Origin of the sequence: Streptomyces sp. BE20, assembly GCF_036322525.1 — a bacterium.
GTDB lineage: Bacteria > Actinomycetota > Actinomycetes > Streptomycetales > Streptomycetaceae > Kitasatospora.
Genome location: NZ_JAQYWW010001113.1, coordinates 81,634 through 94,749 on the forward strand (window position 1 = coordinate 81,634; position 13,116 = coordinate 94,749).

The following is a 13,116-nucleotide window of genomic DNA, read 5'->3' on the forward strand; positions in this document are numbered from 1 at the left end:
ACATGAGCGCCCTGCTCACCGCCACGTGTGCCGTCCCGGCGGCCGGCGCGGTGCTCACCGCCGCCCTGCCCGCCGGGTCCACCGACGCCAGGCGGCGCACCACCAAGTCCGTCGCGCTGGTCGTCTCCGCCGTCACCCTGGCGCTGGCCGTCGCGGTGACCGCGCAGTTCGACCCGGACGGCGCGCGCTACCAGCTGACCGAGTCGTACAGCTGGATCCGCTCCTTCGGCATCACCTTCTCGCTCGGCGTGGACGGCATCGGCGCGGTCCTGGCCCTGCTCACCGCCGTCCTGGTGCCGATCGTGATGCTCGCCTCCTGGCACGACGCCGACCCGGCGCCCGCCGGCCCGGACGGCACCTTCGAGAACAGGCGGCGCACCCAGGGCTTCTTCGCCCTGATCCTGGCGGTGGAGGCGATGGTCATCGTCTCCTTCTACGCCACCGACGTCTTCCTGTTCTACGTCTTCTTCGAAGCCATGCTGATCCCGATGTACTTCCTGATCGGCGGCTTCGGCGACCGGGCGGGCGGACCCGAGTCCGCCCGCCAGCGGTCCTACGCGGCCGTCAAGTTCCTGCTGTACAACCTGCTCGGCGGCCTGGTCATGCTGGCCGCGGTGATCGGCCTGTACGTGATCGCACAGGAGCAGGGCTTCGGCACCTTCGACCTGCAGACGCTGACCGGCGCGATCGCCGAGGGCCGGCTCCAGCTCAGCGGCACCGCAGAGAAGGCGCTCTTCCTGGGCTTCTTCTTCGCCTTCGCCGTGAAGGCCCCGCTCTGGCCGCTGCACACCTGGCTGCCGAACGCGATGGGCGAGTCCACCGCCGGGACGGCCGTCCTGATCACCGCCGTGGTGGACAAGGTCGGCACCTTCGCGATGCTCCGCTTCTGCCTCGGACTCTTCCCGGACGCCTCGAAGACCTTCGCCCCGGCGATCCTCGTCCTCTCGGTGATCGGGATCATCTACGGCGCGCTGCTGGCGATCGGTCAGAAGGACATCAAGCGGCTGGTCGCCTACGCCTCGATCTCGCACTTCGGCTTCATCATCATGGGCATCTTCGCGATGACCAGCCAGGGCCAGAGCGGCGCCACCCTCTACATGGTCAACCACGGCATCTCCACCGCCGCGTGGATGCTGGTGGCCGGCTTCCTGATCTCCCGTCGCGGCTCGCGGCTGATCGCCGACTACGGCGGCGTCCAGAAGGTCGCCCCGGTGCTCGCCGGGACGTTCCTGATCGGCGGCCTGGCCACCCTCTCGCTGCCCGGACTCGCCCCCTTCGTCAGCGAGTTCCTCGTCCTGGTGGGCACCTTCGCCCGGTACCCCGCGGTCGGCATCGTCGCCACCTTCGGCATCGTGCTCGCCGCGCTGTACGCGCTGCTGCTGTACCAGCGCACCATGACCGGCCCGGTCAAGGCCGGGGTGGGCGGCATGCCGGACCTCAAGGTGCGCGAGCTCGTCGTCGTCACGCCGCTGCTGGCACTGACCGTCCTGCTCGGCGTCTACCCGAAGCCGCTCACCGACATCGTCAACCCGGCGGTCGACGCGACCCTCTCGCAGGTCCACCAGACCGACCCGGCGCCGGTCCACCCGGTCGCCGCCGACAACGCCACCGGCCACGGGACCTCCGGCAACGGGGCACCCGGGAGCGGGTCCGCCACCCCAGGAGGTGAGCACAAGTGAGCACCACCGGATGGCTCGCCGCCGCCGGCGGCAACACCCAGAGCATCCCCGCGCCGCATGTCGAGTACGGCCAGCTCTCGCCGATGCTGGTGGTGTTCGGCACCGCCGTGGCCGGCATCCTGCTGGAGGCCTTCCTGCCCCGCCGGTACCGGCACCGGGCCCAGGTCGTCCTCGCCCTGGTCGGTCTGGCCGGCGCGTTCACCGCCGTGGTGGTGCTCGCCTCGCAGGGCTACGGCTCCACCAAGTTCGACCTGCTCGCGATGGGCGCGGTGGCCCTGGACGGCCCGGCGCTCTTCCTCCAGGGCGTGATCCTGCTCGTCGCGGTGGTCGCGGTGCTGACCTACGCCGAGCGCGGCCTGGAGCCGAAGGCCGGGGGCGAACCGGCCGACGCGTTCGCGTCCCAGGCCTCCGCCACCCCCGGCGGTGAGCAGGAGCGCGCCGCGATCCGGGCCGGCTTCGCCACCAGCGAGGTCTTCCCGCTCACCATGTTCGCGGTCGGCGGCATGCTGCTCTTCCCCGCCGCCAACGACCTGCTGACCATGTTCGTCGCGCTGGAGGTCTTCTCCCTCCCGCTCTACCTGCTCTGCGCGCTGGCCCGGCGCCGCCGGCTGCTCTCCCAGGAGGCGGCGGTCAAGTACTTCCTGCTCGGCGCCTTCGCCTCGGCGTTCTTCCTGTTCGGCACCGCCCTGCTGTACGGGTTCGCGGGCACCGTGCGGCTCGGCGAGATCTCGGACGTCATCTCCGGCAAGGCACTGGCCACCCCGGCGCTGCTCTCCACCACCCAGAACGACGCGCTGCTGCTGGTCGGCCTGGCGCTGCTGGCGGTCGGCCTGCTCTTCAAGGTCGGCGCGGTGCCGTTCCACTCCTGGACCCCGGACGTCTACCAGGGCGCGCCGACCCCGGTCACCGGCTTCATGGCCGCCGCGACCAAGGTGGCCGCGTTCGGTGCGGTGCTGCGGCTGTTCTACGTGGCCTTCCCCGCCCTGCGGCTGGACTGGCGGCCGGTGATGTGGGGGGTGGCGATCCTCACCATGGTGGTCGGCGCGGTCCTGGCCGTCACCCAGCAGGACGTCAAGCGGCTGCTCGCCTACTCCTCGATCGCGCACGCCGGGTTCATCCTCACCGGCGTGATCGCCACCAACAAGCAGGGCCTGAGCTCGGTGCTCTTCTACCTGCTGGCGTACTCCTTCGTGACGCTCGGTGCCTTCGCCGTGGTCACCCTGGTGCGCGACTCCAAGGGCGAGGCGACCCACCTGTCGAGCTGGGCCGGCCTGGGCCGGCGTTCGCCGCTGGTCGCGGCGGTCTTCGCGCTCTTCCTGCTGGCCTTCGCGGGGATCCCGCTCACCTCCGGCTTCACCGGCAAGTTCGCGGTCTTCCAGGCCGCCGCGGCCGGCGGGGCCACCCCGCTGGTGATCGTCGGTGTGCTCAGCTCCGCGGTGGCCGCGTTCTTCTACATCAGGGTCATCGTGCTGATGTTCTTCTCGGACCCGCAGCCGGGCGGTCCGACCGTCGCCATCCCGAGCGCCTTCACGGCGACCGCGATCGCCATCGGGGTCCTCGCCACGCTCGGCCTCGGACTGCTCCCGCAGTACTTCCTGGACCTGGCGTCGAAGGCCTCGATCTTCGTCGGCTGAGCGCGCACCGAGCGCTCACCGGCCGTCCGGGCCGCGCCCCTTGCGCGCGGCCCGGACGCGTCGTCCCGGCATCCCCGCTGGCCAGCGCGGACGCCCCGACCATGACAGACCCGCACGCCCGTGCAGTGATCCACTCGCGACCGGATACCCTGCCTGTATGGCCAGCGGCGGCACTCAGGGACCAGGCCGCTAGATCGACCAGGGACAGAGGAGTGGTCTTCGTGACCGTCGTGGGACCCTTTGGGCTCAGCGTGCAGGACCGCGATCTGACCCGCGACGTCCAGGCCGGGATGGACGCGGTGGAGGTCGCGCTCGCCGAGGCAGTGAAGAGCGACGTCCCGTTCATCACGGTCACCGCCAGCCACCTCATGGCCGCCGGCGGCAAGCGGTTCCGCCCGCTGCTGGTGCTGCTCGCCGCCCAGTTCGGCGACGCCAACGCCCCCGGTGTCGTCCCGGCCGCCGTCGTCGTCGAGCTCACCCACCTCGCCACGCTCTACCACGACGACGTCATGGACGAGGCCCCGGTGCGCCGCGGCGCCGCCAGCGCCAACTCGCGCTGGGACAACTCGGTCGCCATCCTCACCGGCGACTTCCTCTTCTCCCGCGCCTCGCAGGTGCTCGCGGACCTCGGCCCCGAGGCGGTCCGCGTCCAGGCCGACGCCTTCGAGCGGCTGGTCACCGGTCAGATCCTGGAGACGGTCGGCCCGGCCGCGGACGCCGACCCGCTCCGCCACTACCTCGACGTACTGGCCGGCAAGACCGGTTCGCTGATCGCCGTCGCCTGCCGGATAGGAGCACTGCTGGCCGGTGCCGAGCCCTGGGTGATCGACACCCTCAGCGCCTACGGCGAGCGCATCGGCATCGCCTTCCAGCTGGCCGACGACGTCCTGGACATCGCCAGCGACGGCCACGAGTCCGGCAAGACCCCCGGCACCGACCTGCGCGAGGGCGTGCCGACCCTGCCGACCCTGCTGCTGCGCCAGATGCCGGCCGACGGCGCCGACCCGTCCGACGCACGACTGCGCGAGCTGCTCAACCGCGACCTCAGCGGTGACGACGAGCTGCACGCCGAGGCGCTGCGGCTGCTGCGCCGCCATCCGGCGCTGGAGCGCGCGCGCCGGGAGACGCTGCGGCACGCCGAGGAGGCCCGCGCGCTGCTCGACCCGCTGCCGGACGGCCCGGCCAAGGAAGCGCTCCAGGCGCTCTGCGACTCGGTGGCCATCCGCACCATGTGAGGCCGGTGCGGGCTTGCCCGTACGGCCGGCGTCCGTTGCCCCCGCGGTCGGCGCGAATTCCCGACCGGCCGCCCCGGGGCGCGCGCGGATGGGGGAGACTGACCTTCGTCAGCTCCGCCCGCACTTCGCCCATCCGGAAGGCCGCCATGCTTCGCGTCGTCATCGCCGAGGACTCCGTACTTCTGCGGGAGGGCCTGACCCGGCTGCTCACCGACCGCGGCCTGGAGGTCGTGGCGGGCGTCGGGGACGGCGACGCCCTGATCAAGACCATCCACGACCTCGCCGCCGCCGACGCGCTGCCGGACGTGGTGGTCTCCGACGTCCGGATGCCGCCCGACCACACCGACGAGGGCCTGCGCGCCTGTGTCACGCTCCGTGGTCTCTACCCGGCCCTGGGCGTGCTGGTGCTGTCGCAGTTCGTCGAGGAGCGCTACGCCTCCGAACTGCTGGCCGGATCCACCCGGGGCGTCGGCTACCTGCTGAAGGACCGGGTCGCCGAGGTCCGCGAGTTCGTCGACGCGGTGGTCCGGGTGGCCGAGGGCGGAACCGCCCTGGACCCCGAGGTCGTGCAGCAGCTGCTCAGCCGCAGCCGCAAGGGCGACGTGCTGGCCGGGCTGACGCCCCGCGAGCGCGAGGTGTTGGGGCTGATGGCCGAGGGGCGGACCAACACCGCAGTGGCGAAGCAGCTGGTCGTGTCGGAGGGGGCGGTGGAGAAGCACGTCAGCAACATCTTCCTCAAGCTCGGCCTGGCGCAGAGCCCCGGCGATCACCGCCGCGTTCTGGCGGTGCTCACTTATCTGAATTCCTGAATGGACCGCCCCCCGGCCGGGTGTGCATTCTCGAACATTTTGTTGGTATTCGAACCGACCTTCTCCGTCCGGGCATGGGCCGGGCCGCCCCCTGTGTTGTACCGGTATGCGGCGGTGATTTTCCGCCGCATCGGGTAGTTCCGTCCCAGGCAATCCTTACCCGCATAGGATGCGAGAGGTGCACCAGGCGGACGGGGCACACGGCTCACGCCCGCGGCTGGTGCCCACGAGGAGGTCCGCGGCAGTGACCAGTCAGGTCGATCAGTCAGAAGCAGTGGACGGCTCGGACGGCGACGAGGGCCGGTCCGGGCCCGGCGGTGGCCGCTCCGGCGGTGCCGTGCCGGTCGGTCCACAGCCCGGGCGCGCCAAGCCGATCCGCAAGTTGGACCGGGTGATCATCAGATTCGCCGGAGACTCCGGCGACGGAATGCAGCTCACCGGCGACCGTTTCACCTCCGAGACGGCGTCCTTCGGCAACGACCTCTCCACCCTGCCCAACTTCCCGGCCGAGATCCGCGCACCCGCCGGAACCCTGCCGGGCGTCTCGTCCTTCCAGCTCCACTTCGCCGACCACGACATCCTGACCCCCGGGGACGCGCCCAACGTCCTGGTGGCGATGAACCCGGCCGCGCTCAAGGCCAACCTGGCGGACCTCCCGCGCGGCGCGGAGATCATCGTCAACACCGACGAGTTCACCAAGCGCGCGCTGGCCAAGGTCGGTTACGGGGCGGACCCGCTGGACGACGGCTCGCTGGAGGCCTACCACCTGCACAAGGTGCCGCTCACCACGCTCACCCTGGAGGCGCTCAAGGACAGCGGACTGGCCCGCAAGGACGCCGAACGGGCGAAGAACATGTTCGCGCTCGGCCTGCTCTCCTGGATGTACCACCGGCCGACGCACAACACCGAGACCTTCCTCCGCAGCAAGTTCGCCAAGAAGCCCCTGATCGCCGAGGCCAACATCGTCGCCTTCCGGGCCGGGTGGAACTTCGGCGAGACGACCGAGTCGTTCGCGGTCTCCTACGAGGTGTCGCCGGCCAAGCTGCCGCCCGGCCGCTACCGCAACATCTCCGGAAACCTGGCCCTGTCCTACGGACTGATCGCCGCCGCCCGGCGCTCCGGGCTGCCGCTCTACCTGGGCTCGTACCCGATCACCCCGGCCTCGGACATCCTGCACGAGCTCAGCAGGCACAAGAACTACGACGTGCGTACCTTCCAGGCCGAGGACGAGATCGCCGGCATCGGTGCGGCGCTCGGTGCGGCCTTCGGCGGTGCGCTCGGCGTGACCACCACGTCCGGCCCGGGTGTGGCGCTGAAGAGCGAGACCATCGGCCTGGCCGTCTCGCTCGAACTGCCCCTGCTGGTGGTCGACATCCAGCGTGGCGGGCCGTCCACCGGCCTGCCGACCAAGACCGAGCAGGCCGACCTGCTGCAGGCGATGTTCGGCCGCAACGGCGAGGCCCCGGTGCCGATCGTGGCCCCGGCCACCCCGGCCGAGTGCTTCGACGCGGCGCTGGAGGCGGCCCGGATCGCGGTCACCTACCGTACCCCCGTCTTCCTCCTGTCGGACGGCTACCTGGCCAACGGATCCGAGCCCTGGCGGATCCCGGAGGTCGACGAACTTCCCGAGATCGCACCGGACTTCGCCACCGGCCCGAATCGCGAGGACGGCACCTTCTGGCCGTACCTGCGCGATCCGCAGACGCTGGCCCGGCCGTGGGCGGTCCCCGGAACGCCCGGTCTGGAGCACCGGATCGGTGGCATCGAGAAGCAGGACGGCACCGGCAACATCTCCTACGACCCGGCCAACCACGACTTCATGGTCCGCACCCGCCAGGCCAAGGTGGACGGCATCACCGTCCCCGAGGCCGAGGTCGACGACCCGTCCGGCGAGGCCCGGGTGCTGGTCATCGGCTGGGGTTCGACCTACGGCCCGATCACGGCGGCGGTCCGCCGGGTCCGGGCGGACGGCGGCGAGATCGCCCAGACGCACCTGCGCAACCTCAACCCCTTCCCCGCCAACCTCGGCACGGTGCTGCGGAGTTACGACAAGATCATCGTTCCGGAGATGAACCTCGGCCAGCTGGCGCTGCTGCTGCGCGCCAAGTACCTGGTGGACGCCCAGTCCTACAACCAGGTGCGTGGACTTCCGTTCAAGGCGGCCCAGTTGGCGGACGTGCTGTGGGCGGCTATCGGCAACCTGGACGAGGAGGACAACCGATGACCAGGCAGTTCCCCTCGTTGAAGTTGGTGCCGAAGGCCGACGCGCCGCAGACCGCCAAGGAGTTCAAGACCGACCAGGAGGTGCGCTGGTGCCCCGGGTGCGGTGACTACGCGATCCTGGCCGCGGTACAGGCGTTCATGCCGGAGCTGGGGATCAGACGGGAGAACACCGTCTTCGTCTCCGGTATCGGCTGCTCGTCCCGCTTCCCGTACTACATGAACACCTACGGGGTGCACTCGATCCACGGCCGCGCGCCGGCGATCGCCACCGGGCTGGCCTCCTCCCGGCGCGACCTCAGCGTCTGGGTGGTGACCGGCGACGGTGACGCGCTCTCGATCGGCGGCAACCATCTGATCCACGCGCTGCGCCGGAACGTGAATCTGAAGATCCTGCTGTTCAACAACCGCATCTACGGCCTGACCAAGGGGCAGTACTCGCCCACCAGCGAGCTCGGCAAGATCACCAAATCCACGCCGATGGGTTCGCTGGACGCCCCGTTCAACCCGCTCTCCCTGGCGATCGGTGCGGAGGCGAGCTTCGTCGCCCGCACCATCGACTCCGACCGCCAGCACCTCCAGTCGGTGCTGCGGGCGGCGGCCGAGCACGAGGGCACGGCTCTGGTCGAGATCTACCAGAACTGCAACATCTTCAACGACGGCGCCTTCGAGGTGCTGAAGGAGGCCGGCACCCGTGACGAGGCGCTGATCCGCCTGGAGGACGGACAGCCGATCCGCTTCGGCACCGACCGTGCCCAGGGCGTCTTCCGCGGTGCCGACGGCGAGCTGTTCGTCGACGCCGTCACCGCCTCCAACGAGTCCGCCGTCCTGGTCCACGACGCCCACGCCGCCAGTCCGGCCACGGCGTTCGCGCTCTCCCGGATCGCCGATGCGGACACCCTGCACCACACCCCGATCGGTGTGCTGCGGAGTGTCCGCCGCCCCGTGTACGACGAACTGATGACCAGCCAGCTGGTCGCCGCAGCCGCCCAGCAGGGCCCGGGCGACCTCGCCGCACTGCTCGCCGGCAACGACACCTGGACGGTCGACTGAGCGCGGGCCCCGCATGACGGAGCGACGCCCCCGGCCGTCCGGCCGGGGGCGTCGCTCCGTCATGCGGCCGGAAGCCGGCCCGTCACGACTGTTCCGCCCACTCCACGAGCTGGATCACCACCCCGTTCGGGTCGGTGACCTGGAACAGCTTCTCGCCCCACGGCTCCTCGCGCAGGGCCATGGTGATCTCCGCGCCCTCGGCCCGCAGTCGGGCCTCCTCGGCGGCCACGTCGGTGACCACGAAGGCCAGGATCAGTCCGGCGGCGACCTGGTCGCGGAAGCCCTCCGGCAGCACCTCGATCCCGCGCCGCAGGAAGACCACGTTCAGCCCGGCGTCCTCCCGCCCGAGGGAGACGAACCCGTCCGACGCCATCTGCTCGGTGAACCCGAAGTGCTTCCGGAGGAACGACGCCGAGGCGTCCACGTCCTCGACGGTGAGCGAAACGGCGGAGGAGGTGATCTGCATGCTGGTCCCTCTCGTCGGCGATTATCCCGTACGCAGTACACTATACATAGTACGGAGAATTGCGCAAGGGTCGCCCCGGGCCGATCGGGAGGCCGGTCCCGGAGCGGGCGCGCCCGGCCAGGTCGGCCAGGTCGGCCAGGTCGGCTGGTTGGGGCGTGGGCTGGGGCGGGCCGCCGGGTTACGGCCGGCGGTCCGAGGCCCCGTCGAGCCCCGGCAGCGGGTCCTGGTCGACGTCGTGGCGGGCGACGCGATCCGCCGGGTCCCGGCATTCGGGGCCGAGGCGGAGGATGCGGGACTCGGGGTCGTGCAGGGGGCGGTGGCAGCGGCGGCAGGTGACCCGGGGGCGGACGAGGCCGGGTGTGTCGGTGAGCGGGAGGGGTTCGGGGGCGCGGTCGGTCATGGGGCGACGGTAGCCCGGCGGCCGGGGCGGCGGGCGTGAAAGGATCGGCGCATGGCCAGTGACCGCAGCAGCGCAGGTGACCCGGCGCGGACCCTCGCGCTGCTCTGGGGCGTGACGGCGGAGGAGCGGCCCGGCCGCCGCGGGCCGCGTCAGGCGAAGTCCCCGGTGGAGATCGCGGCCGCGGCGATCGCGATCGCCGACGCCGAGGGCGTGGACGCCGTCACGATGCGGCGGGTCTCCCAGGACCTCGGGGTCTCGCCGATGGCGCTGTACACCTACGTACCGGGCAAGGCCGAGCTGCTCGACCTGATGCTGGACACCGTCTACGCGGCCATGCCCCGGAGTGTCCCCGCCGACGCGGGCTGGCGGTCGCGGGTCACCGCCGTCGCCGAGGACAACCGCGCGCTGCACCGGGCCCACCCGTGGACGGTGGCGGTCGCCACCAGCCGCCCGCCGCTCGGGCCGGGGCTGATGGCCAAGTACGAGTACGAGCTGGGGGCCCTGGCCGGAACCGGGCTGCCGGACGTCGAGCTGGACGCCGCGCTGACGCACCTGCTGGGCTTCGTCGAGACCTGCGCCCGGATGGCCGCCGACGGGCGGGCCGCGCGGCAGGAGAGCGCGATGTCCGACGCCCAGTGGTGGACCGCCAACGCCGCGCTGCTGGCCCGGGTCTTCGACGCCGAGCGGTATCCGGTGGCGGCCCGGGTGGGGAGCGCCGCCGGCGAGGCGTACGGCGGCGCGTACAACCCGGACCACGCGTACGCCTTCGGGCTGGCCCGGGTGCTGGACGGGCTGGCAGCGCTGATCGAGGAGTGTCGCGAGGGCTGAGCCCGCAGGCTCAGCGCCCGCGTGCGTCGTACTCGTCGCGGGCGGCCAGGACGGCGCCCACCCGTGCCTCCGACCAGTGCGCCAGGCCGGCGACCAGTCGGGCGGCCTCCCGGCCGAGCGGGGTCAGGCTGTAGTCGACCCGGGGCGGGATGACCGGGTGCGCCTCGCGCAGGACGAAGCCGTCGCGCTCCAGGGTCTGCAGGGTCTGCGCGAGCATCTTCTCGCTCACCCCGGAGATCCGGCGGCGCAGTTCGCTGAAGCGGTAGCCGCGTTCGTCGAGCGCACCCAGGACCAGCACGCCCCACCGGCTGGTGACGTGCTCCAGCACGCCCCGGGACGGGCACATGCGGTCGAAGACGTCGGCCGGGGGCAGGGTGCGGTTCGGCGTGGCGAGTGGTCCGGCCAGGGGCTCGGCCAGGGGCTCGGCCGCGGTGCGGGCGTCGGCGGAGTTCATTACCTGCATGTCAGTACCCTACTTTGAAGTGCGTACTTACGAAAGGTTAGTGCCACCCCTAGAGTGAGTGTCGAAGGCAGAAGTTCAACGGGCAACCACCACAGGGAGCAGCATCATGTACGTCGTCACCGGTGCCACCGGACAGCTCGGCCGCCTCGTCGTCGAGGGCCTGCTGGCCAAGGTCCCCGCGAGCGAGGTGGCGGTGGCCGTCCGTTCCGCGGAAAAGGCCGCGGACCTCGCGGAGCGCGGCGTGGCCGTCCGGGTGGTCGACTACAACCGGCCGGAGAGCCTGGAGAGCGCCTTCGCGGCCGGCGACCGGGTGCTGCTGATCTCGGGCAGCGAGGTCGGCCACCGGATCCCGCAGCACACCGCCGTCGTCGAGGCGGCGCGCGCCGCCGGTGTCGCGCTGTTCGCCTACACCAGCGCGCCGGGCGTGGCCACCTTCAAGCTGGCCGACGAGCACAAGGCCACCGAGGCGGTCATCCGCGAGTCCGGACTCCCGTTCGCCCTCCTCCGCAACGGCTGGTACACCGAGAACTACCTGGGCGACGCGGCCGGTACGGCCGAGCGCGGCGTGGTGGTCGGCAGCGCGGGTGAGGGCCGGATCGCCTCCGCCCCGCGCCGGGACTATGCCGACGCCGCGGTGGCCGTCCTCACCGGTGAGGGCCACGAGAACGCGGTGTACGAGCTCAGCGGCGACGTCGCGTGGAGCCTCCCGGAGCTGGCGGCCGAGCTGGCGCAGGTCTCGGGCAAGCCGGTCGAGCACCGTGACGTGACCCCCGCCGAGCACCTCGCCGTGCTGGTCGGCGCCGGGCTGCCGGAGGGCTTCGCCGGGATCCTGGTCGACGTGGACGCCGGCATCGCGCGTGGCGAGCTGGCCGGCACCCCGGGCGACCTGGCCCGGCTGATCGGCCGTCCGACCGCCCCGCTGGCGGAGAGCGTGAAGGTGGCGCTCGGGGCCTGAGCCCTTCGCGCGGGCGCCCGCCCCGGGCGCCCGCCCGTCGCACCGGGTGACCAGGTGAGCGGGCGGCTGCGATGCTGCGCCGCCGTGCCTCCGCCGCGACGACTGTCATGACCAAAATCCGAATACGGAGATGACAGCCTGCCCCCGTGCCCGCTACCGTCGCCTCGACACAGGCGCGCGCGGAGAGCAGGCGGTCCATGCCAGAGACAACCCAGCAGGAAGCCGGCCGAGGGCTCTGGTTCGGCGTCGCGGCGTACGGGATCTGGGGGCTCTTCCCGCTGTTCTGGCCGCTGCTGGAGCCCGGTGCCGCCGACGACATCCTCGCCAACCGGATGGTCTGGTCACTGGTCGCGGTGGTGCTCCTGCTCCTGGTCCAGCGCCACTGGGGCTGGATACGCCCGCTGCTGGGCCAGCCCCGCCGGCTCGCCATGCTGGGCGGGGCCGCCGTGGTGATCTCGGTCAACTGGGGCGTCTACATCTGGGCCGTCAACGCCGGTCACGTGGTGGAGACCAGCCTCGGCTACTTCATCAACCCGCTGGTCACCATCGCCTTCGGCGTGCTGGTGCTCAAGGAGCGGCTGCGCAGGGCGCAGTGGGTCGCGGTGGGCATCGGCGCGCTCGCGGTGGCGGTGCTGGCCGTCGGGTACGGGCGCCTGCCGTGGATCGCGCTGACCCTGGCGCTCTCCTTCGCCACCTACGGCCTGCTGAAGAAGACGGTCGGGCTGAGCGGCTTGGAGAGCCTGGCGGCGGAGAGCGCCTTCATGTTCCCCTTCGCGCTCGGCTACCTGGTGTACCTGCAGGCCAGTGGCCGCGGCACCTTCGGGCACACGGTCGCCGGCTCGTTCGGCTGGGGTCACTCGGGGCTGCTGGTGCTCAGCGGGGTGATCACCGCGATCCCGTTGCTCTGCTTCGGTGCGGCAGCGGTCCGGGTGCCCCTGACCGTGCTCGGGCTGCTGCAGTACCTGGCGCCGATGTTCCAGTTCCTGATCGGTGTCACGGTCTTCCACGAGTCCATGCCGCCCGCCCGCTGGGCCGGGTTCGCCCTGGTGTGGGCCGCGCTCGCGGTGCTCACCTGGGACGCCCTGCGGCGCGTCCGGGCGGACCGGACGGACCGGGCCGCCGCCCAGGCCCGGACGGCGGCCGCCGCGGCCGCCTCCGCAGCCGTGGCCCCGGCCGACGCGGTGCCCTCCGGCACGACGCCGACCACCGGGCCCGCCCGGGCCACCACCGGCTGAGCCCGGTCACCCGCCGAACGGGGCGGCCGCGCCCTCGGCCCCGTCCCGAGGCCGTCCCGCGAGCGGCCCGGTCCCTCGTGACCGGGCCCCCGCGACCCCCGCCGCCGGGCCCGCCACCGCCACCGTCCGCCGAGCGGAC

Annotated in this window: 12 protein-coding genes; 9 read left to right on the forward strand and 3 right to left on the reverse strand. The window is 72.0% G+C overall.

Going from position 1 to position 13,116, the window contains the following annotated elements; translation table 11 throughout:
• Positions 1 to 2 precede the first annotated feature (2 nt).
• The 6 genes from PUR61_RS33630 (at position 3) to PUR61_RS33655 (ending at position 8,630) form a co-directional block, all read left to right on the forward strand.
• The gene (locus PUR61_RS33630) at positions 3 to 1,679 is read left to right on the forward strand and encodes an NADH-quinone oxidoreductase subunit M (RefSeq protein ID WP_329883301.1); all 1,677 of its coding nucleotides are present in this window, start codon (positions 3 to 5) and stop codon (positions 1,677 to 1,679) included.
• Positions 1,676 to 3,313: an NADH-quinone oxidoreductase subunit NuoN gene (gene nuoN, locus PUR61_RS33635; RefSeq protein WP_329883302.1), complete on the forward strand. Its 1,638-nt coding sequence runs from the start codon at positions 1,676 to 1,678 to the stop codon at positions 3,311 to 3,313. Before PUR61_RS33630 ends, nuoN begins: the two co-directional genes overlap by 4 nt.
• Positions 3,314 to 3,534: 221 nt before the next feature.
• Positions 3,535 to 4,548: a polyprenyl synthetase family protein gene (locus PUR61_RS33640; RefSeq protein WP_329883303.1), complete on the forward strand. Its 1,014-nt coding sequence runs from the start codon at positions 3,535 to 3,537 to the stop codon at positions 4,546 to 4,548.
• Positions 4,549 to 4,694: 146 nt separating this feature from the next.
• Positions 4,695 to 5,357, forward strand: a complete 663-nt coding sequence (locus PUR61_RS33645) for a response regulator transcription factor (RefSeq protein WP_329883304.1) — start codon at positions 4,695 to 4,697, stop codon at positions 5,355 to 5,357.
• Between the two features lie 244 nt (positions 5,358 to 5,601).
• Positions 5,602 to 7,581, forward strand: coding sequence for a 2-oxoacid:acceptor oxidoreductase subunit alpha (locus tag PUR61_RS33650; protein ID WP_329883305.1), 1,980 nt, complete (start codon positions 5,602 to 5,604; stop codon positions 7,579 to 7,581).
• Entirely contained in the window at positions 7,578 to 8,630 is a 1,053-nt protein-coding gene (locus tag PUR61_RS33655) for a thiamine pyrophosphate-dependent enzyme (RefSeq protein ID WP_329883306.1), read from the forward strand. Before PUR61_RS33650 ends, PUR61_RS33655 begins: the two co-directional genes overlap by 4 nt.
• A gap of 82 nt (positions 8,631 to 8,712) precedes the next feature.
• Here PUR61_RS33655 and PUR61_RS33660 read toward each other — a convergent pair whose 3' ends face one another.
• Both PUR61_RS33660 and PUR61_RS33665 read right to left on the reverse strand, forming a co-directional pair.
• Positions 8,713 to 9,096 carry a VOC family protein gene (locus tag PUR61_RS33660; protein WP_329883307.1) on the reverse strand — a complete coding sequence of 128 codons (384 nt, stop codon included), beginning with the start codon at positions 9,094 to 9,096 and terminating at the stop codon, positions 8,713 to 8,715.
• Positions 9,097 to 9,274: 178 nt separating this feature from the next.
• Entirely contained in the window at positions 9,275 to 9,496 is a 222-nt protein-coding gene (locus PUR61_RS33665) for a DUF6011 domain-containing protein (protein ID WP_329883308.1), read from the reverse strand.
• A 51-nt stretch (positions 9,497 to 9,547) separates the two neighbouring features.
• Between PUR61_RS33665 and PUR61_RS33670 the strand changes: the two genes are divergently transcribed.
• Positions 9,548 to 10,324 carry a TetR/AcrR family transcriptional regulator C-terminal domain-containing protein gene (locus PUR61_RS33670; protein ID WP_329883309.1) on the forward strand — a complete coding sequence of 259 codons (777 nt, stop codon included), beginning with the start codon at positions 9,548 to 9,550 and terminating at the stop codon, positions 10,322 to 10,324.
• Between the two features lie 10 nt (positions 10,325 to 10,334).
• Here PUR61_RS33670 and PUR61_RS33675 read toward each other — a convergent pair whose 3' ends face one another.
• Entirely contained in the window at positions 10,335 to 10,670 is a 336-nt protein-coding gene (locus PUR61_RS33675; RefSeq protein WP_329883368.1) for a winged helix-turn-helix transcriptional regulator, read from the reverse strand.
• Positions 10,671 to 10,890: 220 nt separating this feature from the next.
• On the opposite strand from PUR61_RS33675, the gene PUR61_RS33680 reads away from it, so the two are divergent.
• Both PUR61_RS33680 and rarD read left to right on the forward strand, forming a co-directional pair.
• Positions 10,891 to 11,742, forward strand: a complete 852-nt coding sequence (locus PUR61_RS33680) for an SDR family oxidoreductase (protein WP_329883369.1) — start codon at positions 10,891 to 10,893, stop codon at positions 11,740 to 11,742.
• 197 nt (positions 11,743 to 11,939) lie between these two features.
• The gene (gene rarD, locus PUR61_RS33685; RefSeq protein WP_329883310.1) at positions 11,940 to 12,977 is read left to right on the forward strand and encodes an EamA family transporter RarD; all 1,038 of its coding nucleotides are present in this window, start codon (positions 11,940 to 11,942) and stop codon (positions 12,975 to 12,977) included.
• The last annotated feature ends 139 nt before the right edge of the window (positions 12,978 to 13,116 follow it).